The organism is Klebsiella sp. MS 92-3 (assembly GCF_000195655.1).
Classification (GTDB): Bacteria; Pseudomonadota; Gammaproteobacteria; order Enterobacterales; family Enterobacteriaceae; genus Klebsiella; species Klebsiella pneumoniae.
Window position 1 is genome coordinate 41776 of record NZ_GL882793.1, and the last position, 22159, is coordinate 63934.

At 56.1% G+C, this 22159-nt stretch carries 25 protein-coding genes and 2 pseudogenes; 16 read left to right on the forward strand and 11 right to left on the reverse strand.

All coding sequences use genetic code 11. From position 1 onward, the window contains the following. Positions 1-45 precede the first annotated feature (45 nt). Positions 46-1110 (reverse strand): L-ascorbate 6-phosphate lactonase, encoded by a 1065-nt coding sequence (ulaG, locus tag HMPREF9538_RS16850; protein ID WP_004186643.1) that lies wholly within the window; start codon positions 1108-1110, stop codon positions 46-48. 362 nt (positions 1111-1472) lie between these two features. On the opposite strand from ulaG, the gene ulaA reads away from it, so the two are divergent. Genes ulaA through HMPREF9538_RS16820 form a run of 6 tightly spaced genes read left to right on the forward strand, consistent with a single transcriptional unit; the run spans position 1473 to position 5882 of the window. Further along, entirely contained in the window at positions 1473-2873 is a 1401-nt protein-coding gene (gene ulaA / locus HMPREF9538_RS16845) for a PTS ascorbate transporter subunit IIC (RefSeq protein WP_002885681.1), read from the forward strand. A 12-nt stretch (positions 2874-2885) separates the two neighbouring features. Continuing rightward, positions 2886-3191 carry a PTS ascorbate transporter subunit IIB gene (ulaB, locus tag HMPREF9538_RS16840; RefSeq protein WP_002885682.1) on the forward strand — a complete coding sequence of 102 codons (306 nt, stop codon included), beginning with the start codon at positions 2886-2888 and terminating at the stop codon, positions 3189-3191. Between the two features lie 9 nt (positions 3192-3200). Continuing rightward, entirely contained in the window at positions 3201-3668 is a 468-nt protein-coding gene (ulaC, locus tag HMPREF9538_RS16835; protein ID WP_002885683.1) for a PTS ascorbate transporter subunit IIA, read from the forward strand. Positions 3669-3681: 13 nt separating this feature from the next. Further along, on the forward strand, positions 3682-4332 hold the full coding sequence (gene ulaD / locus HMPREF9538_RS16830; RefSeq protein WP_002885684.1) for a 3-keto-L-gulonate-6-phosphate decarboxylase UlaD: 651 nt from the start codon (positions 3682-3684) through the stop codon (positions 4330-4332). Positions 4333-4341: 9 nt separating this feature from the next. Continuing rightward, positions 4342-5196, forward strand: a complete 855-nt coding sequence (locus HMPREF9538_RS16825) for an L-ribulose-5-phosphate 3-epimerase (RefSeq protein WP_004210671.1) — start codon at positions 4342-4344, stop codon at positions 5194-5196. Further along, on the forward strand, positions 5196-5882 hold the full coding sequence (locus tag HMPREF9538_RS16820; RefSeq protein ID WP_009484737.1) for an L-ribulose-5-phosphate 4-epimerase: 687 nt from the start codon (positions 5196-5198) through the stop codon (positions 5880-5882). The genes HMPREF9538_RS16825 and HMPREF9538_RS16820 overlap by 1 nt, the downstream gene beginning before the upstream one ends. A gap of 63 nt (positions 5883-5945) precedes the next feature. Here HMPREF9538_RS16820 and HMPREF9538_RS32800 read toward each other — a convergent pair. Next, positions 5946-6029 (reverse strand): annotated as a pseudogene (locus tag HMPREF9538_RS32800) (hypothetical protein); the annotation flags it as partial. A gap of 96 nt (positions 6030-6125) precedes the next feature. On the opposite strand from HMPREF9538_RS32800, the gene HMPREF9538_RS16815 reads away from it, so the two are divergent. Beyond that, positions 6126-8252, forward strand: coding sequence for a hypothetical protein (locus HMPREF9538_RS16815; RefSeq protein WP_009484738.1), 2127 nt, complete (start codon positions 6126-6128; stop codon positions 8250-8252). A 108-nt stretch (positions 8253-8360) separates the two neighbouring features. Here the strand turns inward: HMPREF9538_RS16815 and HMPREF9538_RS32805 are convergent. Together HMPREF9538_RS32805 and HMPREF9538_RS16810 are read right to left on the reverse strand one after the other, a co-directional pair. Then, positions 8361-8438, reverse strand: a pseudogene (locus HMPREF9538_RS32805) (hypothetical protein); the annotation flags it as partial. Between the two features lie 149 nt (positions 8439-8587). After that, positions 8588-8863: a DUF1471 domain-containing protein gene (locus tag HMPREF9538_RS16810; RefSeq protein ID WP_002885689.1), complete on the reverse strand. Its 276-nt coding sequence runs from the start codon at positions 8861-8863 to the stop codon at positions 8588-8590. Between the two features lie 340 nt (positions 8864-9203). Between HMPREF9538_RS16810 and rpsF the strand changes: the two genes are divergently transcribed. Genes rpsF through rplI form a run of 4 tightly spaced genes read left to right on the forward strand, consistent with a single transcriptional unit; the run spans position 9204 to position 10642 of the window. Next, positions 9204-9599 carry a 30S ribosomal protein S6 gene (rpsF, locus tag HMPREF9538_RS16805; protein ID WP_002885691.1) on the forward strand — a complete coding sequence of 132 codons (396 nt, stop codon included), beginning with the start codon at positions 9204-9206 and terminating at the stop codon, positions 9597-9599. Between the two features lie 5 nt (positions 9600-9604). After that, positions 9605-9919: a primosomal replication protein N gene (priB, locus tag HMPREF9538_RS16800; protein WP_002885722.1), complete on the forward strand. Its 315-nt coding sequence runs from the start codon at positions 9605-9607 to the stop codon at positions 9917-9919. 4 nt (positions 9920-9923) lie between these two features. Beyond that, the gene (gene rpsR / locus HMPREF9538_RS16795; protein WP_000135199.1) at positions 9924-10151 is read left to right on the forward strand and encodes a 30S ribosomal protein S18; all 228 of its coding nucleotides are present in this window, start codon (positions 9924-9926) and stop codon (positions 10149-10151) included. A 41-nt stretch (positions 10152-10192) separates the two neighbouring features. Then, positions 10193-10642: a 50S ribosomal protein L9 gene (gene rplI / locus HMPREF9538_RS16790; RefSeq protein WP_002886682.1), complete on the forward strand. Its 450-nt coding sequence runs from the start codon at positions 10193-10195 to the stop codon at positions 10640-10642. Positions 10643-10750: 108 nt separating this feature from the next. Here rplI and HMPREF9538_RS16785 read toward each other — a convergent pair whose 3' ends face one another. After that, positions 10751-11425, reverse strand: a complete 675-nt coding sequence (locus tag HMPREF9538_RS16785) for a LysM-like peptidoglycan-binding domain-containing protein (RefSeq protein ID WP_004177687.1) — start codon at positions 11423-11425, stop codon at positions 10751-10753. A gap of 218 nt (positions 11426-11643) precedes the next feature. On the opposite strand from HMPREF9538_RS16785, the gene fklB reads away from it, so the two are divergent. Then, on the forward strand, positions 11644-12264 hold the full coding sequence (fklB, locus tag HMPREF9538_RS16780) for an FKBP-type peptidyl-prolyl cis-trans isomerase (RefSeq protein WP_002886687.1): 621 nt from the start codon (positions 11644-11646) through the stop codon (positions 12262-12264). A 305-nt stretch (positions 12265-12569) separates the two neighbouring features. Beyond that, a complete protein-coding gene (gene cycA, locus HMPREF9538_RS16775) occupies positions 12570-13973 on the forward strand; it encodes a D-serine/D-alanine/glycine transporter (protein ID WP_002886688.1) in 1404 nt (467 codons plus the stop codon). A gap of 104 nt (positions 13974-14077) precedes the next feature. On the opposite strand, the gene ytfE is transcribed toward cycA, so the two are convergent. The 4 genes from ytfE to HMPREF9538_RS16755 all read right to left on the reverse strand — a co-directional run bounded on the left by ytfE (position 14078) and on the right by HMPREF9538_RS16755 (position 17620). Beyond that, positions 14078-14740 (reverse strand): iron-sulfur cluster repair protein YtfE, encoded by a 663-nt coding sequence (gene ytfE / locus HMPREF9538_RS16770; RefSeq protein WP_004152016.1) that lies wholly within the window; start codon positions 14738-14740, stop codon positions 14078-14080. Positions 14741-14822: 82 nt separating this feature from the next. Continuing rightward, positions 14823-15794 carry a DMT family transporter gene (locus HMPREF9538_RS16765; RefSeq protein WP_002886691.1) on the reverse strand — a complete coding sequence of 324 codons (972 nt, stop codon included), beginning with the start codon at positions 15792-15794 and terminating at the stop codon, positions 14823-14825. A 75-nt stretch (positions 15795-15869) separates the two neighbouring features. Further along, positions 15870-16694 (reverse strand): AraC family transcriptional regulator, encoded by an 825-nt coding sequence (locus HMPREF9538_RS16760; protein WP_004192440.1) that lies wholly within the window; start codon positions 16692-16694, stop codon positions 15870-15872. A 77-nt stretch (positions 16695-16771) separates the two neighbouring features. Further along, positions 16772-17620: an SDR family oxidoreductase gene (locus HMPREF9538_RS16755; protein ID WP_002886702.1), complete on the reverse strand. Its 849-nt coding sequence runs from the start codon at positions 17618-17620 to the stop codon at positions 16772-16774. A gap of 89 nt (positions 17621-17709) precedes the next feature. Here HMPREF9538_RS16755 and HMPREF9538_RS16750 point away from each other — a divergent pair, with 89 nt between their 5' ends. Continuing rightward, entirely contained in the window at positions 17710-18081 is a 372-nt protein-coding gene (locus HMPREF9538_RS16750) for a winged helix-turn-helix transcriptional regulator (protein ID WP_004152015.1), read from the forward strand. 54 nt (positions 18082-18135) lie between these two features. Here HMPREF9538_RS16750 and cpdB read toward each other — a convergent pair whose 3' ends face one another. Further along, a complete protein-coding gene (cpdB, locus tag HMPREF9538_RS16745; protein ID WP_009484741.1) occupies positions 18136-20079 on the reverse strand; it encodes a 2',3'-cyclic-nucleotide 2'-phosphodiesterase in 1944 nt (647 codons plus the stop codon). 191 nt (positions 20080-20270) lie between these two features. On the opposite strand from cpdB, the gene cysQ reads away from it, so the two are divergent. Next, positions 20271-21014 carry a 3'(2'),5'-bisphosphate nucleotidase CysQ gene (gene cysQ, locus HMPREF9538_RS16740; protein ID WP_004177677.1) on the forward strand — a complete coding sequence of 248 codons (744 nt, stop codon included), beginning with the start codon at positions 20271-20273 and terminating at the stop codon, positions 21012-21014. Here the strand turns inward: cysQ and HMPREF9538_RS16735 are convergent. After that, positions 21004-21561, reverse strand: a complete 558-nt coding sequence (locus HMPREF9538_RS16735) for a YtfJ family protein (protein ID WP_002886706.1) — start codon at positions 21559-21561, stop codon at positions 21004-21006. The genes cysQ and HMPREF9538_RS16735 overlap by 11 nt on opposite strands. A gap of 323 nt (positions 21562-21884) precedes the next feature. Here HMPREF9538_RS16735 and HMPREF9538_RS16730 point away from each other — a divergent pair, with 323 nt between their 5' ends. Next, positions 21885-22091, forward strand: coding sequence for a DUF1107 domain-containing protein (locus tag HMPREF9538_RS16730; RefSeq protein ID WP_002886707.1), 207 nt, complete (start codon positions 21885-21887; stop codon positions 22089-22091). Positions 22092-22159: the final 68 nt, after the last annotated feature.

Below are 22159 nucleotides of genomic sequence, written 5' to 3' on the forward strand. Positions count from 1 at the left end.
GGGGGGGGGGGTGGGCGGGGGGGGGGGGGGCGGGCGGGCGGCGACTTACAGGAAGGATTTGAAAGGCAGATCCGGCTCAATGGTGAAGCAATCGTCGAAACCGCGCGGGTAGTGATATTCGAAATTGTCTTTATCCAGGGGCCAGGTAAATTTGCCGCCGACCTGCCAGATAAACGGCTTGAAGCCGTACTTCAGACGATCCTTTTTCATCTCCCACAGAACGCGGATCTCCTGCGGATCGGCCTGAAAGTTTGACCAGATATCATGGTGGAACGGGATCACAACTTTGGCGTTGAGCGACTCTGCCATGCGCAGGATATCGGCGCTGGTCATTTTGTCGGTGATCCCGCGCGGGTTCTCGCCATACGAGCCGAGGGCGACGTCAATCTGATGCTCGTTGCCATGCTTCGCGTAGTAGTTGGAGTAGTGGGAATCGCCGCTGTGGTACAGGTTGCCGCCCGGTGTTTTAAACAGGTAGTTGACCGCGCGCTGGTCCATGCCGTCCGGCAGTACGCCAGCGGCTTTTTGGTCCGCCGGGAGGGTGATCAGCGCGGTGCGATCGAACGCATCTAGCGCATGGATCTCAATGTCTTTGATCTTCACGACATCGCCAGGTTTCATGACGATACAGCGCGCTTTCGGCACGCCCCAACCGATCCACAGGTCGACGCAGGTTTTCGGGCCGATAAACGGCACATCGGCCGGGCAGTTCTGCATGACGGCGGCGGCGACGTTGACGTCAATATGATCGTTGTGATCGTGGGTCGCGAGGACCGCGTCAATCTGGCGAATGGCGAACGGATCCAGCACGAACGGCGTGGTGCGCAGGTTAGGCTGTAATTTTTTCACGCCTGCCATCCGCTGCATCTGGTGGCCGGTTTTCATCAGCGGATTGCCGTGGCTCTGTTTGCCAGTGCCGCACCAGAAATCGACGCAGACGTTAGCCCCGCCTTCGGATTTTAACCAGATACCGGTACAGCCGAGCCACCACATGGCGAAGGTGCCGGGCGTAACCTGCTCCTGCTCAATCTCTTCATTCAGCCAGCTGCCCCATTCCGGAAAGGTGTTCAGGATCCATGATTCACGGGTGATGGTCTGTACTTTACTCATCGTGCTCTTCCTCGTATTTTCAATAGTAATCAAATTTTGATTGGTTTTGATTTATGTTGTCACTGGATTTTCAAGATTGCAATCTTGTTTTCCCTCAATTTTACGAAGAGATGCGCATCATCTCTCAGGGGGTCCAGCATCCATAAAGGTTGTGCTTTGTTTTATCTATATGATTTGAAAATGTTTAATTATGTTTCGGCGCTACTGATCGGCAATAGTCACAATGAAATAGAGGATTATTGCGGCGCGCGTCACATTTAATCAAATTCAATCTTGTTGTGATTATTTTTGATTATTAGAGTGGGCAGCGAGAAATGCTGAGCGTAAGGCGCGTTCAGCGCCTTCACCATCGGGAGTGTGTTATGGCAATCCTCTACAACATCTTTACCGTTTTCTTTAATCAGGTGATGACCAATGCCCCGCTGCTGCTGGGTATCGTCACCTGTCTGGGCTATATCCTGCTGCGCAAAAGCGTCAGCGTGATTATTAAAGGCACGATCAAAACCATTATCGGCTTCATGCTGTTACAGGCCGGCTCCGGCATCCTCACCAGCACTTTTAAACCGGTGGTGGCGAAAATGTCAGAGGTGTACGGCATCAACGGCGCGATCTCTGACACCTATGCCTCGATGATGGCGACCATCGACCGGATGGGCGAGGCCTATAGCTGGGTGGGCTACGCGGTGCTGCTGGCGCTGGCGCTCAACATCTGTTACGTCCTGCTGCGCCGGATAACCGGCATCCGCACCATCATGCTGACTGGCCATATCATGTTTCAGCAGGCGGGGCTGATCGCCGTCTCGTTCTTTATCTTTGGTTACGGAATGTGGACGACCATCATCTGTACCGCCGTGCTGGTCTCCCTGTACTGGGGTATCACCTCCAACATGATGTTCAAGCCGACTCAGCTGGTCACCGACGGCTGCGGCTTCTCCATCGGTCACCAGCAGCAGTTTGCCTCGTGGATTGCCTACAAAGTGGCGCCGTATCTGGGGAAAAAAGAGGAGAGTGTGGAAGACCTCAAGCTGCCAGGCTGGCTCAATATCTTCCACGACAACATCGTTTCCACCGCGATTGTCATGACCATTTTCTTTGGCGCGATCCTGCTTTCCTTTGGTATTGACGTCGTGCAGGCGATGGCGGGGAAAACCCACTGGACGGTCTATATCCTGCAGACCGGTTTCTCCTTCGCGGTGGCCATTTTCATCATTACCCAGGGCGTGCGGATGTTCGTCGCCGAACTGTCCGAAGCCTTCAACGGTATCTCGCAACGCCTGATCCCCGGCGCGGTGCTGGCGATTGACTGCGCCGCGATCTATAGCTTTGCGCCGAATGCGGTGGTGTGGGGCTTTATGTGGGGCACCATCGGCCAGCTGATTGCCGTCGGCATTCTGGTTGGCATTGGCTCTTCAATTCTGATTATTCCGGGCTTTATCCCGATGTTCTTCTCCAACGCGACGATTGGCGTCTTTGCCAACCACTTCGGCGGCTGGCGCGCGGCGCTCAAGATCTGCCTGGTGATGGGCATGGTTGAAATTTTCGGTTGCGTGTGGGCGGTGAAGCTCACCGGTATGAGCGCCTGGATGGGAATGGCGGACTGGTCGATTCTGGCGCCGCCGATGATGCAGGGCTTCGCCTCCATCGGGCTGGCGTTTATGGCCGTCATCATCCTGATTGCTCTCGCTTATATGTTCTTCGCTGGCCGCGCGCTGCGCGCCGAAGAAGACGCGGAAAAACAACTGGCAGAGGCCTCTGCCCAATAAGGAGTTCTGATTATGACCGTACGTATTCTGGCTGTGTGTGGTAACGGGCAAGGCAGTTCCATGATCATGAAAATGAAAGTGGATCAGTTCCTGACGCAATCCAATATCGACCACACGGTGAACAGCTGCGCGGTGGGTGAATACAAAAGCGAACTAAACGGCGCGGATATCATCATCGCTTCAACCCATATCGCGGGGGAGATTACCGTCTCCGGCAATAAACACGTGGTGGGGGTGCGTAATATGCTTTCCCCCGCGGATTTCGGGCCAAAGCTGCTGGAGGTGATTAAAGCTCATTTCCCGCAGGACGTGAAATAAGGAGCGGCTATGAAACTCCATGAATCACTGGCGCAGAATCACTCCATTCGCCTGCAGGCGGAAGCGGAAACCTGGCAGGAGGCGGTGAAAATCGGCGTCGATCTGCTGGTGGCCGCCGACGTGGTGGAACCGCGCTACTACCAGGCAATCCTCGACGGCGTCGCGCAGCACGGCCCCTATTTTGTGATCGCTCCGGGATTAGCCATGCCGCACGGGCGGCCGGAAGAGGGCGTCAAAAAAACCGGCTTTGCGCTGGTCACGCTAAAGAAACCGCTGATTTTCAACCACGAAGATAACGACCCGGTCGACATCCTGATCACCATGGCGGCGGTTGACGCCACCACCCACCAGGAAGTGGGCATCATGCAGATCGTTAACCTGTTTGATGACGAAGCCAATTTCGACCGTTTACGCGCCTGCCGCAGCGAGCAGGAAGTGCTGGATTTAATCAAAAACGCCACCGCGGCGGCTGTTTAAAAGGAACACTATCATGTCATTACCTATGTTACAGGTCGCCCTGGACAACCAAACGCTGGCCAGCGCTTATGAAACAACCCGTCTGATCGCCGAAGAGGTAGATATCATTGAAGTCGGCACTATCCTCTGCGTTGGTGAAGGTGTACGCGCGGTGCGCGATCTGAAAGCGCTGTATCCGCATAAAATCGTGCTGGCGGACGCCAAAATTGCCGATGCCGGCAAGATCCTGTCGCGGATGTGCTTCGAAGCCAACGCCGACTGGGTCACGGTGATCTGCTGCGCCGATATCAACACCGCCAAAGGGGCGCTGGATGTCGCCAAAGAGTTCAACGGCGATGTGCAAATAGAGCTGACCGGCTTCTGGACCTGGGAGCAGGCGCAGGCGTGGCGCGAGGCGGGTATTCAGCAGGTGGTCTATCACCGCAGCCGCGACGCGCAGGCGGCAGGCGTGGCGTGGAGTGAGGCGGATATCAGCGCGATTAAGCGTCTGTCTGATATGGGCTTCAAAGTGACCGTCACCGGCGGGCTGGCGCTGGAAGACCTGCCGCTGTTTGCCGGGATCCCTGTTCACGTCTTTATTGCCGGACGCAGCATCCGCGATGCTGCCTCGCCGGTGGAAGCGGCGCGCCAGTTTAAACGCTCTATCGCCCAGCTGTGGGGTTAAGGAGCGACTATGTTGGCGAAATCCATTCCGCTCGGCATCTATGAAAAAGCGCTCCCCGCCGGGGAGTGCTGGCTGGAGCGGCTAAAGCTTGCAAAAGCGCTGGGCTTTGATTTCGTTGAGATGTCTCTCGATGAAACTGACGCCCGCCTTGCGCGGCTGGACTGGAGCCCGGAGCAGCGTCTGGCGCTGGTCAAGGCGGTGGCTGAAACCGGCGTCCGGGTGCCGTCGATGTGCCTTAGCGCCCATCGCCGTTTTCCGCTGGGTAGTGAAGACGACGCGGTGCGGCATCAGGGGCTGGAGATTATGCGTAAAGCTATTCAGCTGGCGCAGGATGTGGGGATTCGGGTGATCCAGCTGGCAGGCTACGACGTCTATTACCAGCAGGCGAACGATGAGACGCGCCGCCGCTTTCGTGACGGCCTGAAACAGAGCGTCGAGATGGCCAGCCGAGCCCAGGTAACCCTGGCGATGGAGATCATGGACTACCCGCTGATGAACTCGATCAGTAAAGCGCTGGGCTATGCCCATTACCTGAATAATCCGTGGTTCCAGCTTTACCCGGATATCGGCAATCTGTCGGCGTGGGATAACGACGTCCAGATGGAGCTGAAGGCGGGGAGCGGGCATATCGTGGCGGTACACGTCAAAGACACGAAGCCCGGCGTCTTTAAAAACGTGCCGTTCGGCGAAGGGGTGGTCGATTTTGAACGCTGCTTCGAAACGCTCAAGCAGACCGGCTACTGCGGACCGTACCTGATTGAGATGTGGAGCGAAACCAGCGCTGACCCGCTGGCGGAGGTGGCGAAGGCGCGTGACTGGGTGAAGGCGCGGATGGCCCGCGCGGGCCTGATGGAGGCGGCATAATGCAACAGCTGAAACAGCAGGTGTTCGAGGCCAATATGGATCTGCCGCGCTACGGCCTGGTGACCTTTACCTGGGGTAACGTTAGCGCCATTGATCGGCAGCGTGGGCTGGTGGTGATTAAGCCCAGCGGCATCGCCTACGAGTCAATGACCGTCGATGACATGTCGGTGGTTGATCTGCAGGGGCACGTGGTGGAAGGGCGCTGGCGTCCCTCCTCTGATACCGCCACCCATCTGGCGCTCTATCGCCGTTATCCCGACCTTGGCGGGGTGGTGCATACCCATTCGACGCACGCCACCGCCTGGGCGCAGGCGGGGCTGGCGATCCCGGCGCTCGGCACCACCCATGCGGACTACTTCCTCGGCGATATTCCCTGCACCCGGGCGCTTAGCGCACAGGAGGTGGACGAGGCCTACGAGCTGAACACCGGGCAGGTGATTATCGAAACGCTGGGTGAGGCCAATCCGCTGCATACGCCGGGGATCGTCGTCTATCAGCACGGGCCATTTGCCTGGGGCAAAGACGCCCACGAGGCGGTACACAACGCGGTGGTGATGGAAGAGGTGGCGCGCATGGCGTGGATTGCCCGCGGCATTAATCCGCAGTTGCAGCCCATCGATAGCTGGCTGATGAATAAGCATTTTCAGCGTAAGCATGGGCCAAACGCCTACTATGGGCAAAAGTAGATAGCGCGCTCCGGGGCTTTCACCCCTCACGGTGAAGCAACTGGTCTGGCCCCGGGGCCGTTTTTAATCCTGACGATAGGCCGACGGCATCACGCGCATGCCGATGAGCGTGACCACGCAAATTATCGCCCCAGCGTAAAACGTTGCCCCGCGAGCGGAGGGCGGCTTTTATCTTTGCCAGCATTTCAGGTAGGCTTCCCAAGGACAATCTCTTCGTCTGGACACGGAAACAGGAGCAACGGGATGCTGATGAAAAAATGGTATGTTTGGCTGGCGCTTATTTTTCTGCCATTGCTGGCCTGGTCTCTGGTTGACGAAGGGACAGCAACCGCCCCACATCCACGCGATTGCCAGTTATCAACTTACGTTGATTATGATCCTGCGCCGGTTTTTACTCACTGGCAGTGGATATCAAGCAAAGAGTGGGACCCGGCCAGTACCGCCAGCGATGGTAATATTCTGCTCTGGTCAGATGGCAATAAACGTGTTGCGGCAAATGAAGCGACGCTGTTGATTGACGGCAACTGGCAAACGCTGGCACCGGTATTATCCGGCTTACTTGAAAAGGAAAATTTTAAACTCCAGACAACATCAATGCCGATCACTCGTCTGGAAAAAGATTGGGGACAGGTGCTCCTGTCACGCCGCCCGGAGATAGCCGTGCGTCTGGCGCAACAATTTATCGCGCCCACACTACGACGGGCGGCGCAAGATGGAGACATCACGCCAGCCGAAGTTGAACAAAAAATCGAATGGGCAATATCGCAACACCTGCTATGGGGTGTCTGGAGAGATCCGAAGCAGTTGCAACCAGAATTACAGCAAGACATCCCTATTATCATCGCCAGTAAAACGTACAACGCAGGAGTCAGTAAACGCACAACCTACATGCAAATAATGGATGCCGGTTTATTCTTTGGACAACCCAAAGTCGCATTAACATTAACAACCTGCGACATAACGCCAAACCCGGAATATTCCATCAAAAAAGCCGCCGAAAATGGCAAGGCACGGCTCGCTGACTCTTCACTTTTCGGCACGAATATTCAGAAACTGAAACGCTATTTAACCGACCGATTTGTGCCTGCTGAAAGTATTAAACCCATTCTGGCCCACCTGAAAGAAAATAATATTTCCAGCGAGTTGGCTTCAACGGCTTTGGCCTGGGTGAAAACAACGCCGGCAGAGGATAAAATGCCTGAACGTCAACCTCAGGAAGCGGCGCAATCCGTAACGATTAGCGTGGAAACCATCGCACTTAACGATATCTTCCCCGATACTGACGATTCACGAAGGATTGAGAGCTATCAAGAACTTCCGCAAGGAAATGCCTTATTCGCGACAACACGCTTCGATCGAGAACAGCAAAGTCAAGTGGCAGAACTATATATCACGAAGCCAGAAGACCCACGGCAGGTCACCCAACTCTGGCAAGGAAAAAGGTTGTCCAGGTTAATATTGGTGCATCAGGGAGCAAAGGCCTGGTTCGAAGCGTTCCCGCGACAATGGTTCGCACTGGATATCTCAAACCATAAAATCACGGCAATGACCGCACCGCAGACAGAATCTGACGCTTATTCATTAGCATCATGGTTCCACGATACGCACGATGAGCCCATTGCTTACTATACTGATTACAGTGACGAAGGAAAAGGATGTCTGGTTTTTCGGCGTATGGATCCCCGTCTTCCGGCGACGGAAAATGTCATCTTCAGAACATGCCGTAATTATTACGCCAGCGGTAACTCCATTCAGGCCGTACGCATTATAACCTCAGGCTATTTCTGGCTGGAAGACAGCAATGGATTAGTCAAACTTAACGCTAAGACTGGTAGAGCGGAATCATCGTATTCGGTTCCCTTCCGTACGGAAGGGGATCCCAGAACGCGCACCATGAAGTTATCGAACGATGATATTGCCCGAAATTCGCCGTCACCGCTGGGTTCTCGTGAAGCACACTGGATAGCGTTACATTATGCATATTTGTTTCCTCCGGTGAACAATCTGAATAAAAGAAGGATTGGGACATATTTTATTGATAGCCTCAGCGGCAAATGGCGCTTTAGCGCAGAGCTGAAAAATGCTGACAGCATTGATGCAACCGCACGCTCCGCTCATGGCCGTTTTTATGCTCAGGCTGGTTGTGAAAAGCCATCCGGATCGGGAACAAGAATTGATATCTGGGAGGTGGCAACTGCGACGAGAATTGCCTCATTGCAGCGTCCGAAATATTGTGGGTTGCAAGGAATGGCTTTTAACTGGCAGGGAAATACGCTGATTCTGGTTTATCGCGGTAAATGGCTACGGGTAAGGATGCCGGATGGAATGCAGGATGCCGCAAGTGCAGACGCCATTCCTGAGCAGGGATAACTGACGATTAATTAACGAGAAGAGCGGTCTGCGGTAATTTTTGAATAACTGCATCCGAAACGGTCGCTATCGACTTTGCAGGTAGCGATGAAAATTAAATCAGTGGTCATCCATCAGCAGGCTGACGCCGCCGAGTACCCAAACGCCTTTGGGGATACGGCCTAAGGTGGCGAAACGCGGAACCATCAATCACTCCTGATTATCAAATGGCGAGTGGCTGATTAAATCAGGTTGCGATGACGCTGGTAAGTCGGTTTGTAAAATAATTCTCAATTGCGTTTGGGCGCAGACCTCGCTTCGCCCCTCGCGAGGAGAGGCGAAGAATCGGGCAGGCGTTAGCGGTATATCACCGCGCTGGCGCGAAGCGGGCCGTTGGTTTCTGGTTCGTGCATCAGGATAGGCTGAAAGTATTTCGCCCCCTGCGCATCGCTCATCTGGCTAAGGGCCTGTTCGGCCTCGTGCTCAGTGGCCATATTGTGATTGATATAGATAACGCCGAGGCTCTGCACGTCGTCCATGTTGCGGGCCTGACGTTCGGTGATTTGGATAGCTGCCAGCGCGTTGGCGCTGAAGAAAAGCGCAGCCATCATGGCGATGATTTTCAGTTTCATATACTACGCTCCTGACTGACAGTCCTGACGCTGACTCGGGGCTCTCCTGTGATCGTTGGGCTTTGATAGAAGTGTAATCGCTGCGCGTTCATCGCATGGCGACCTTTTCTGATGCAGTTGTTCAAAAAAATGCCGCTTCCTTTATTGGTTAATTTTAAATCACCCACTTAGCCCAGCTTGGCGCTTAGTGCGAATTATTTGTGCAAATGCGCTTGTGTTCCTGAGGGGCCGCCATTAGAATGACGCGTCAATTTTTCAGCCGCCCTTTAACACGTTCCTTGCCTCCATGGGCCGCGGCTGACCCAGACAGGAGGCTGAATAATCCGTAAGGAGCAATTCGATGCGTCATTACGAAATCGTTTTTATGGTCCATCCTGACCAGAGCGAACAGGTTCCGGGCATGATCGAACGTTACACTGGTGCAATTACTGCAGCAGCAGGTACGATCCACCGTCTGGAAGACTGGGGCCGCCGTCAGCTGGCTTATCCGATCAACAAACTGCACAAAGCTCACTACGTTCTGATGAACGTTGAAGCGCCGCAGGAAGCGATCGATGAGCTGGAAACTAACTTCCGCTTCAACGACGCCGTTATCCGCAGCATGGTAATGCGTACTAAGCACGCTGTTACCGAAGCATCTCCGATGGTTAAAGCGAAAGACGAGCGCCGTGAGCGTCGCGAAGATTTCGCCAACGAAACCGCAGATGATTCTGAAGCTGGGGATTCTGAAGAGTAATCCTGATGACCAACCGTCTGGAGCTGTCCGGCATTATTTGCAGGACTCCACTTCGTAAGGTCAGCCCGTCAGGAATTCCTCACTGCCAGTTCGTGCTTGAGCATCGTTCAGTGCAGGAGGAAGCCGGTTTTCACCGGCAGGCATGGTGTCAGATGCCCGTTATTATTAGCGGTCATGAGAACCAGGCCATTACTCACAGTATAACGGTCGGTAGCGCAGTAACCGTTCGAGGGTTCATCTCTTGCCATAAGGCAAAGAACGGCTTGAGCAAAATGGTTCTGCATGCCGAGCAGATTGAATTGATAGATTCTGGAGACTAGCCATATGGCACGTTATTTCCGTCGTCGCAAGTTCTGCCGTTTCACCGCGGAAGGCGTTCAAGAGATCGACTATAAAGATATCGCTACGCTGAAAAACTACATCACCGAAAGCGGTAAGATTGTCCCGAGCCGTATCACCGGTACCCGTGCAAAATACCAGCGTCAGCTGGCTCGCGCTATCAAACGCGCTCGCTACCTGTCCCTGCTGCCGTACACTGATCGTCATCAGTAATCGGTCACGGTCCATTAATACGACTTTGAGAGGATAAGGTAATGCAAGTTATTCTGCTTGATAAAGTAGCAAACCTGGGTAGCCTGGGTGATCAGGTTAACGTTAAAGCGGGCTACGCTCGTAACTTCCTGGTCCCGCAGGGTAAAGCTGTTCCTGCTACCAAGAAAAACGTTGAATTCTTCGAAGCACGTCGTGCTGAACTGGAAGCCAAACTGGCTGACGTTCTGGCAGCAGCTGAAGCTCGTGCTGAGCAGATCAACGCCCTGGAATCCGTAACCATCGCGTCTAAAGCTGGCGACGAAGGTAAACTGTTCGGTTCCATCGGTACTCGCGACATCGCTGACGCTGTTACTGCAGCAGGCGTTAAAGTTGCTAAGAGCGAAGTTCGCCTGCCGAACGGCGTTCTGCGTAACGTTGGCGAGCACGAAGTGAACTTCCAGGTTCACAGCGAAGTATTCGCTAAAGTTATCATCAACGTGGTTGCTGAGTAATCGGCCTCTGACGTTCTGGTAACAACAAACCGCCGGCCTTGTGCCGGCGTTTTGCTTTTTAGCGCCTTTCATTTTGCGGCGGCGTAACGCTTGCTGTCGTCTTCTCTGCTATCGCGCACGCACAAAGCTGCCGTTCGACTGGCGGGTAAACAGCACCTGCTGGCCGTTGCCGGTATCGATAGTGAGCCCGGTGACCACGCCGTTGGCGTTCTGCCGAATCTGCACCGTCTGTCCGCTCTGCAAAGTACTTAGCGGCTTGCCAGCGCCTTCAACCTGCGCCATGGCGTAGACGTCAGTGGCCGGCAGCCCATGATCGCGGAACAGCTGCGCCAGGGTTTTGCCTGACTCGATGCGATAGGTCCGCCATTGCTGCTCAATACCCGGCGCGGACTGCTGTGATGAGGATTGATAAGGCTGGGTGGCGGCGGGCTGCTGCGTCTGCGCCTGATCCGGCTGCTCATCCTGAATCGGCTCCGGAGCGACCGGCGCCATCTGATCGGCGTCGCTCACGGTAGGCGTATTAGTGATCGGCGGCAGCGGAACGGCCTGATTGCCGCCAGCTTGCGGCTGGGACTGCGACTGTAGATTCAGGTTCGCTTCACGGCTGGTGGACGCCGGGCTTTGGCTATCATCGGAGGGAAGCAGAATACCGATAATAACCAACAGGAAGCCAGCGATAATTCCCCGGCGGTGCATCGGAGGCAGCGGGTCCAGGAGGCGAAAATGATCCGGGGCGTGCCAGATTTTCGCCAGGGTAGATGTCAGTTCAAAGCGCCCGGGCATGGCTTTCCTCCTGCTCCGCATATTTATATCCTGCTCATGAGTATAGATGGCTAACGTCCTGATGACCGGAACAAAGTGAAGTTAACCTGCTGCCGCCTATTGTTTCTTTTTCGCTGAGATTTGTCATCATCCGCCGACAAAGTTTTACCCATTTCGCTATGGCTGTTATGCTTTCGCACGCTTTTATCTTGATGTTTATCACCCAAAAAGGAACAACGATGGCAACCCCAACTTTTGACACTATCGAAGCGCAGGCAAGTTACGGTATCGGCTTGCAGGTTGGACAACAGCTGAGCGAATCCGGCCTGCAGGGGCTGCTGCCGGAAGCGCTGGTGGCGGGTATCGCCGATGCGCTGGAAGGTAACCAGCCGCAGGTGCCGGTGGAAGCCGTTCACCGCGCGCTGCGTGAAATCCACGAGCGTGCTGACGCTGTGCGTCGCGAGCGTTTTCAGGCCATGGCCGCTGACGGCCAAAAATACCTTGATGAAAACCGCGAGAAAGAGGGTGTGAACAGCACCGAGTCTGGTCTGCAGTTCCGCGTACTGACCCAGGGCGAAGGCCCGATCCCGGCGCGTACTGACCGCGTTCGCGTGCACTACACTGGCAAACTGATCGACGGCACCGTCTTCGACAGCTCCGTTGCTCGCGGTGAACCGGCTGAATTCCCGGTGACCGGCGTGATCGGCGGCTGGATTGAAGCGCTGACTCTGATGCCGGTAGGTTCCAAATGGGAACTGACGATCCCGCACAACCTCGCCTACGGTGAGCGCGGCGCTGGCGCATCGATTCCTCCGTTCAGTACCCTGATCTTCGAAGTTGAACTGCTGGACATTATCTAAACAGCAGCGGCTTCCTCTTCCCCCGCGGCAGGGGAAGCCATGAAAATAGCGTAAAATCCTTAAGTTAAAAATTAATTGGAATTATGTTTTGCATTCATCACGTATGGGTGTATTTTTGTGAGCTATTTCGCGTTAGATGAGTGATATAACACTCACTTTAAACATAAAATTAACATTATATCTAAATCATAGTATTCATCCCTCCGATTCTTACCTAATATCGACTAGCCCTTGCTGGGGTTAATGACAGACGACGGGCCATCAGAGCCTGAACAACACAGACAGGTACAACAGGAAGAAATCACATGGTAGATCAGGTTAAAGTCGCTGCTGTCGAGCAGGAGCCGACTGAACAATCGCTACGGCGAAATCTCACAAACCGACATATTCAGCTGATCGCGATTGGCGGAGCGATCGGCACCGGGTTATTTATGGGTTCTGGCAAAACCATCAGCCTTGCCGGACCATCCATTATTTTTGTTTATATGATTATCGGTTTTATGCTGTTTTTCGTGATGCGTGCCATGGGCGAATTACTGCTGTCGAACCTCGAATATAAATCCTTTAGCGACTTCGCGGCCGATCTGCTGGGGCCGTGGGCGGGCTACTTTACCGGCTGGACCTACTGGTTCTGCTGGGTAGTGACCGGGATGGCGGACGTTGTCGCCATCACCGCCTACGCGCAGTTCTGGTTTCCCGGACTCTCCGACTGGGTCGCCTCGCTGGCGGTGATCCTGCTGCTGCTGGGCCTGAACCTGGCCACCGTCAAGATGTTTGGCGAAATGGAGTTCTGGTTCGCGATGATCAAAATTGTCGCCATCGTGGCGCTGATCGTGGTCGGCCTGGTAATGGTGATGATGCATTTCAAATCGCCGACCGGGGTCGAAGCCTCTTTCGCCCACCTGTGGAATGACGGCGGCTGGTTCCCGAAAGGGCTGAGCGGCTTCTTCGCCGGCTTCCAGATTGCGGTGTTTGCCTTCGTGGGGATTGAGCTGGTGGGTACCACCGCCGCCGAAACCAAAGACCCGGAAAAGTCCCTGCCGCGAGCGATTAACTCCATCCCGCTGCGTATCATTATGTTCTACGTCTTCGCGCTGATTGTGATTATGTCGGTGACGCCGTGGAGCTCCGTGGTGCCGAGCAAGAGCCCGTTCGTTGAGCTGTTCGTGCTGGTTGGTCTGCCGGCGGCGGCGAGCCTGATCAACTTCGTGGTGCTGACCTCCGCGGCCTCCTCGGCCAACAGCGGCGTGTTCTCTACCAGCCGTATGCTGTTCGGTCTGGCGCAGGATGGTCAGGCGCCGAAGATGTTCGCCAAGCTGTCGAAGCGTGCGGTGCCGGCGAAGGGCTTAACCTTCTCCTGCATGTGTCTGCTGGGCGGGGTGGTGATGCTGATGGTCAACCCGAGCGTGATTGCCGCCTTCACCATGATCACCACGGTGTCGGCGATCCTGTTTATGTTCGTCTGGACCATCATCCTTTGCTCTTACCTGGCGTATCGCAAAAACCGCCCTCAGCTGCATGAGAAGTCAAGCTACAAGATGCCGCTGGGTAAAGTCATGTGCTGGGTGTGCATGGCCTTCTTCGTCTTTGTGCTGGTGCTGTTGACCCTGGAAGACGATACCCGTGAAGCGCTGATGGTCACCCCGCTGTGGTTTGTGCTGCTGGGCGCGGGCTGGCTGTTTGCCGGCAAAAAACGGCTGGCGAAATAAACGAAAATTTTAACGTTGCTTGCAACGGCCCGTCATAAAAAAGGCCACCCGGAGTGGCCAAATAAGACGGACAATGTCGAGGGCGCCCGCGGGCGCCTTTTTCTTTACTTTCCGCCGAGGGCGCGCGGGAACAGCACATTATTTTCCAGGCTGATGTGTTCCATCAGATCGTCGATCATCTCGTTGATACCGTTATACATCGCCTTCCAGGTGGTACAGGCTTCCGGCGGCGGCGTCACGTTGTGGGTGATGTGCTTAATGACTTCCAGCAGTTCACCCGCTTCATCATGCTCGCTTTCCATCACGCTGATCGGCCCCCCGGCCTGGGCGCCCATTCCCTGTTTGATCATCGGGAACAGGATCTGTTCCTCTTTCATCATGTGGCTGGAAAGCTCCTGATGCAGCATGGTCAGGTACTTAGTCAGTCCTTTCGGCACGTTCGGTTTATCGGCATGGACGCGTTCAACCTTGGTGGCCTGCAGGATCAGCTCCGGCAGCTGTTCACGGTGCCGGTCGTGATAGCGAACGATGATATGGTCGATAATCTCCGCGAGGGGCGCCGCGCGCCAGTCGCGGGAAAGAGGCTGCTCGGCCAGTTTCGCCAGCTCGGCTTCAATCACCGCGACATCCAGCGCTTTGCGCGATGCGGCGCGCGCCAGGGTCTGTTTGCCGCCGCAGCAGTAATCCATATCGTATTGACGGAACAGGGCGGAGGCGCGCGGGATGGTCAGCGCCAGCTCGCCTAAAGGTTGGTCACGGAAAGCCATAGCAGTTACCTCGTCATCAGGAATATAAGATGTATTTTAAATGCATCTTTTTGGCGAGGGAATACCCCTTAAGGAGGCGAGGCTACTTTTTTTCGTCCGCCAGCGGCTGCAGCATCGGTTTTTCCGGTCTGGCGCGTACGGCGGAGACCACGCCGAGCACCAGCAGCAGGATGCCGCTCAGGGTCAGCAGCGGCGGTAAGCTTTGCCGCAGCAGGAAGGTATACAGCAGTCCGGCCAGGGTTTCGAAGACGATAAGCGGGCCGAGGATCACCGTCGGCAGCCGCTGGCTGGCAATATTCCAGCATAGCGCGCCGACCCATGAGCAGAGCACCGCGATGGCCAGCATCAGCGTAATAAACACCGCCGGACGCGGGCCGAAGGGCAGGGGAAACCCGGCCTGCTGACCGTGCAGCCAGGCGCAGGCGGCGAGATAGCCGGCCAGCGAAACCGGAAGCGTCACCAGCGCCTGAGCGGTAGCCCACATCATTGGCGGTTGATGCGGGTTCTCCCGCAGCCAGCGGGCGTTGCGCAGAGCATACCAGGCCCAGCAGACCACCGATCCCAGCGCCAGCGCAATGCCGGAGCCGTAGCGCCACGGGCTAAAATTCGGCAGCCCCTGACGCAGCTCCGCGACGTTAACGCAGATCAGGCCCACGGCGATGCAGATCAGCGCCGGAAACAGGCGCCGCCACGGCAGCTTCCCGTCGCGCTGGCTGTAGAGCAGATTGGCGAACACCGGCAGTACCACCGGCAGCGTGCCGATAATCATTGTGGAAACCGGCGCCCCGGTGCGCTGAATGGCGCTGGCCAGGCAGACGTAATAGATAAGGTTCCCCATCATTGTCAGGCCCAGCGCGGTCCACCAGTCGTGCCGGCTCAACTGGCGCAGTCGCGCGCGCCCGAGCCACGCCAGCGGCAGGGCGATCAGGCCCAGCGCCAGATAGCGTCCCATCGACTGCAGCATCGCCGGATACTCTGGCACCAGCAAAGGCCCGACGAAAATTAAACCCCACATCAGCCCCGCCAGCAGGGCGTATAACACACCACTAATCATCATTGCATCCGTTGTCATTACCGTTGTCTGCAGTGTAGAAGGGGGTCGGGCAGGAATATTGTATGAGATTGCGCATTAGCGCCTGGCGACCTGCTTCTGATAGCGCACCGGCGTAATGCCGTAACGCTGGGTGAAGGCGCGGGTCAGGTGGGACTGGTCGGTGAGGCCGACGGCTATCGCCACTTCGGCGGCGGGCATGCCGTGGGTGAGGAACGCTTTGGCGCGCCACAGACGGATGGCCATCAGCATCTGATGGGGCGTTACGTGATAGTGGGCTTTAAACTGGCGCTGAAAGTGGTACGGGCTCAGCGCCGCCACCTGCGCCAGCTCGTCGAGGGTGATGGGACGCATATAGTTATCGTGCAGGTAGTCGCGCACGCGGTCAAAGCGATGCCCGGCCTCACCTTGCGCAGAGGCATGGTGGGCCAGAGGGCGGAAGGCGTCGATGAGGTCGAGCAGCAGTCCCTGCTGGGCCAGCGGATCGTCGCTATGCCACAGGCCATAAATCAGCTGGCCAATCTGTCGGGAACGCAGGGGATCCTCGCGGACCACCTCGCTGAACCACCAGTCGCGCACCCCGGTGATGGCTTCAAGACGGTCCGGCTCCAGATAAATCATCCGGTAGCGCCAGCCGTCGGCGGTTTCCGCTTCGCCGGTGTGCAGCTCGTCGGGATTCATGGTGACAATAGCGTTCGCGGCGGCGATGTGCTGGCTGCCGCGGTAGCGAAAGCGCTCCGCGCCTTGCTCAATCACGCCGATGCCGAAGGCTTCGTGGGTATGGGGTTCAAAGGCGTAGCGGGAAATATGGGCGTGGTAAAGCTCCACCCCGGGCAACTGTTCGAGATGGCGAAAGCGCGCGCGATCTTTTTCATCACTAAATTGGAGTGGTACGCCCTGCATGCCTGCCTCCCGACGGTTATCCCTTCAATATGAGAGAGGAACCGCCGGGACGCAACCGCAAAAGCTGAGAGGGGCGGTTACAGAATGCCTTTTACACTCTCGGCAAGGGAGGTGGTTGGACGGCCGATCAGCGTACTTAGGGTGCGGCTGTCGTCAAACAGTCCGCCTTTCGACGCGCCGACGTCGGAATCCGCCAGCATATCGGCAAGCCCGGCCGGCAGGCCGACGCTTTTCAGCGCGGCGGCGAAATCGGCTTCGCTGAGGTTCTGGTAGACCACGTTTTTCCCGCTTTGCTTGCTCAGCTCGGCAGCCAGGTCGCTCAGCGTCCAGGCGTTATCACCCGCCAGTTCGTAAATTTTGCCTTCATGACCCTCACTGGCGATAACGCGGGCGGCAGCGGCGGCATAATCCGCGCGGGTGGCGGAGGCGATTTTACCCTCGCCGGCGGCGCCGATAAACACGCCATGCTCCAGCGCCGGCGGCGCGCTGGCCAGATAGTTTTCGGTATACCAGCCGTTACGCAGCAGGGCGTAAGCGATACCAGAGTCGGCCAGCATCTGCTCGGTTTCGATATGCTCTGCGGCCAGACCCAGCGGCGAAGTGTCGGCATGCAGCAGGCTGGTATAGGCGATGAATTTCACCCCGGCGGCTTTGGCGGCGTTAATGACGTTGCGGTGCTGTACAGCACGCTGGCCGACTTCGCTGGAGGAGATTAACAGCAGTTTATCCACGCCCTGCAGCGCGGCGGTCAGCGCCGCTTCGTCGCTGTAGTCGGCCTGGCGGACAACCACGCCCTGCTGGCTGAGCGCCTGGGCTTTGGCCGGGTTGCGGACAATCGCCACAATCTGGCTGGCAGGGACGGTGTTAAGCAGGTCTTGCAGAACGTAGTGGCCAAGCTGGCCGGTGGCACCGGTAAGAGCGATCATGGGTCTTCTCCTTCGTATTTATTGGCAGTTGTGGTAAGCTACCACCTTAACTAACTTTTAGTAAGTACGCACAAAAAGGTAAGTGTGAAATGGCCGAACCGACGCTGAGCGAGAAATTGCGCACCGGCAATTTGTTTGCGGAACAGTGCCCGTCGCGCGATGTGCTTAAACATGTCACCAGCCGCTGGGGCGTGTTGATTCTGGTGGCGCTGCGCGAGGGAACCCACCGTTTCAGCGATCTGCGCCGTAAGATGGGCGGGGTCAGCGAAAAGATGCTGGCGCAGTCGCTGCAGGCGCTGGAGCAGGATGGTTTTATCGACCGCGTCTCTTATCCGGTGGTGCCCCCGCACGTTGAATATAGCCTGACGCCGCTCGGCCTGCAGGTGAGCGAGAAGGTGGCCGCCCTGGCGGACTGGATCGAGGTTAATCTGCCCTCGGTGCTGGCTAACCACGGGGAGTGAAAATGTATCACTCCCTGTAGCCCCGGTAAGCGCAGCGCCACCGGGGAACAGGCATTACTTGCTCAAATCCAGCTGATAAATGGCGAAGCCGATATCATCGGTGGCCACCTGGCGCATTGGATACTGCGCTTTCTCTTTGATAAACGCTGCGGCTTTGTCGCCAGGCGAGGTCTCAAAACGAATATCCAACGGCGTGTTGCTGTGGATCGGCGCCAGACGCCAGTTGTTATCCGCCGCCGGATGGATCGCGCCTTCCTTCTTCGATTGCGCGCCAATCCACGCCGCCATCACCGAACGGTTTTCATCCGGTGAGGCGAAGGCGATATGGCTCTCACCGGTGCCGGCGAATTTGCCGCCGTAAGCGCGATAGTTATTGGTCGCGACCAGGAAAGTAGCCTGCGGATCAACCGGTTTTCCATTGAAGGTCAGGTGCTTAATACGCTCTGCCTGCGGATGGATCATCTGACATTCGCCGTCATAGCGGGCCGGCTGAGTGACGTCGATCTGGTAGTTCACCCCGTCAATGACGTCGAAGTTGTAGGTGCGGAAGCCGTCCCAGTTGATCAGCGACTGCGGCTTGCTGCTGGCGGGATCGATCTGGTTAAACTGTCCGGCAGAGCATTCCAGCCACTCCTTAACCTCTTTCCCGCTGACCTTCATCACCACCAGGGTGTTGGGGTAGAGATAGAGGTCGGCGGCATTGCGGAAGGTGAGCTGGCCTTTCTCCACTTCGACAAAGCTCGCCGGATCGTTTTTACGCCCGCCGACTTTAAACGGCGCGGCGGCGGAGAGCACCGGCAGCTTCGCCAGATCCGGGTCGCCCTGAATATAGTGTTCTACGTAGGCTTTCTGCGCCATGTTGACCACCTGCACCGTCGGGTCGTCCTGCACCAGCGCCAGATAGCTGTACATGTTGTCGGCGGACTTGCCGATCGGCTTGCTGACGAATTCGCGAGTGGCGTCATGATCGGCTTTCAGCACCGCCACCAGCTTGGCATCTTCGGCCGCCAGTGATTTCTTCGCCACCGCGTCATAGATTGGCCGCGCTTCCGCTTTACTCTGAGTTACCTGCCATTTACCGCTGTCGTTATTTAGCACCAGATCGACCACCCCGAGATGATCGCCCCACATTCCCGGCATCACCGCCGGTACACCGTTCAGCGTCCCTTTGGCGATATCCGCGCCTTTGATGTTGGCGAAGTCTTTACCCGGGAACACCGCGTGGGCATGGCCGAACATAATGGCGTCCACGCCGGGCACCTGGCTTAAGTAGTAAACCGAATTCTCGGCCATCGCCTGATACGGGTCGGCGGAGAGGCCGGAGTGAGCGACCACTACCACCACATCAGCCCCTTTCGCCCGCATCTCCGGGATATATTTGCGCGCGGTTTCGGTAATGTCATTGACCGTCACCTTGCCGTTAAGATTGGCTTTATCCCAGGTCATGATCTGCGGCGGCACAAAGCCGATATAGCCGATGCGCAGGGTGTGGGATTGACCGTCGCTGTCCACGACCCGGGTATCCTGGATCAGGTACGGCGTAAACATCGGTTTTCCGGTTTTGGCATCGATGATATTGGCGTTCACGTAGGGGAACTTCGCCCCGGCCAGCGCCTTGTGCAGGAAGTCGAGACCGTAATTGAACTCATGGTTGCCCAGGTTGCCGACGGCGTAATTCAGGGTGTTCATCGCCTTATATACCGGATGTACATCGCCCTCTTTGAGCCCTTTTGCCGCCATATAGTCGCCTAACGGGCTCCCCTGGATCACATCCCCGTTATCCACCAGCACGCTGTTTTTAACTTCTGCCCGCGCCTGTTCGATCAGGGTGGCGGTACGCACCAGGCCGAATTTCTCCGTGGCGGCATCTTTGTAATAGTCGAAGTCCATCATATTGCTGTGCAGATCGGTGGTTTCCATGATCCGCAGGTCGACCGTCGCGGCGTTGACGCTGGCGGCGATCAGCGTGGCCAGGAGCGTTGCGCTAAACTTAATCATCAGAGGCGTCCTTTTTTATGAGCGATAGCACAGAAGAAAATGTATTTATATTCTGTTGCTTACAGAAATGTGAATCTTGCCAGAAAAGCGGGCAGAGAAACCGCCATCGTTATCACAGATAGCGGAACTCGCGGTGATGCGATATAAATAAAACAACGAGTTAACGCCACTGTAACCAGACGAGGTGGAGAATGTTAGAACAAGTATGTCAGCTTGCACGGAATGCGGGCGATGCCATCATGGAAGTCTACGATGGAAACCAGCCGATCAACGTCGCCAGCAAGAAAGATGATTCTCCGGTCACGGCGGCGGATATCGCAGCGCATAAAGTCATTGTCAGCGGCCTGCAGGCGCTGGATCCGGATACCCCGATCCTCTCCGAGGAGGACCCGCCGGCGTGGGAAGTGCGCCAGCACTGGCAGCGCTACTGGCTGGTCGACCCGCTGGACGGCACCAAAGAGTTTATTAAGCGTAACGGAGAATTCACCGTCAATATCGCGCTGATTGAAAACGGCAAGCCGACGCTGGGCGTTGTCTATGCGCCGGTGATGAAGGTGATGTACAGCGCGCAAAATGGCAAAGCCTGGAAAGAAGAGTGCGGCGTACGCAAGCAGATCCAGGTCCGCGATGCCCGTCCGCCGCTGGTGGTGATTAGCCGCTCCCATAGCAACGATCCGGAGCTGCAGGAGTATCTTGAGCAACTTGGCGAACACCAGACCACCTCAATCGGTTCGTCGCTGAAATTCTGCCTGGTGGCGGAAGGTCAGGCCCAGCTCTATCCGCGCTTCGGGCCGACCAGCACCTGGGACACCGCCGCCGGCCATGCGGTCGCGGTGGCCGCCGGGGCGCATGTTCACGACTGGCAGGGGAAAACCCTCGACTACACGCCGCGTGAATCCTTCCTTAACCCCGGCTTCCGGGTCTCTATTTATTAAGCAATTTATGCAGCAGGTCGATCACCTGCTGCACCTCTTGTTGGGTGAGGGCGCCGTCTTTAGCCCACTGCACACGCCCGTTCTTATCCAGCACCACGATCGCTGAGCTCTTCTCGTCCAGCTGCCAGGCCTTCCGCACCAGGCCATTGCTGTCGACGATAAATTGCGACCATGGGAAGAGCTTTTTATTACTTTCAATGCTGTTGCGTACAAACATCCCGGTGCCCGGGATGGCGTCGTCAGTGTTTACAATGGTGGTGGTCTGATAGCGATCGTGCGGGAAGCCCGCCGCTTTAATCGCCTCGATCAGGTTGGCATTCTTCTCTTTTGCTGACGAGCGTCCGGCGATGTGCTGGACCACGCGCACTTTTCCCGCCAGCTGGGCGCTATTCCAGTTTTTATAGCTAAACTTATCCTTATCCAGAATAAGCTCTCCCCGATCCGCGACGCCAACGGGCGCCACGCGCTGGCCGTCGACGAAGTTATGCGCTGTGGCCAGCAGCGGGAGAAGCAGTAACGAGGCGGCCAGTATGCTACGTAGGGTCATGCGCAATCCTTAATCATTTTTATGCAGGTGATCCGACCACTTGGTCTCGTTTAATCATAAGTGCGATTGACGGTGATTACCCGCAATGAGGATGCCAGTTTGCGTGTTGACGCACAAATTAGTCGTAAAACGGCGACTTATACTTACTTCATCGTATGTCTGAAACGAAAATTCTGAATTATTGTCATCAAAGGGTAAATAAACTTATACATACTGGGTCCCTCTGAGATTCTGGACTATAGTTTTAGGGCATTAAAATTTGCGCTCCCAAGACGTGGGCTAACTGTGGCACCACAAGAGCGTAACCCTGGCAGGAGAGAAGAATGAAAATTTTCCAACGCTACAATCCGCTGCAAGTGGCGAAGTACGTGAAGATCCTGTTTCGTGGACGGTTGTACATCAAGGACGTTGGCGCATTTGAATTTGATAAGGGCAAAATCCTTATCCCGAAGGTCAAGGACAAGCTGCATCTGTCAGTGATGTCCGAAGTCAATCGTCAGGTGTTGCGTCTGCAAACTGAGATGGCATAACCTGGCACGTAGCAGTACGTAGTAGGTAAAAGACCGGGCCCCCCCGGGGGGGGGGGGGGTTTTTTTTT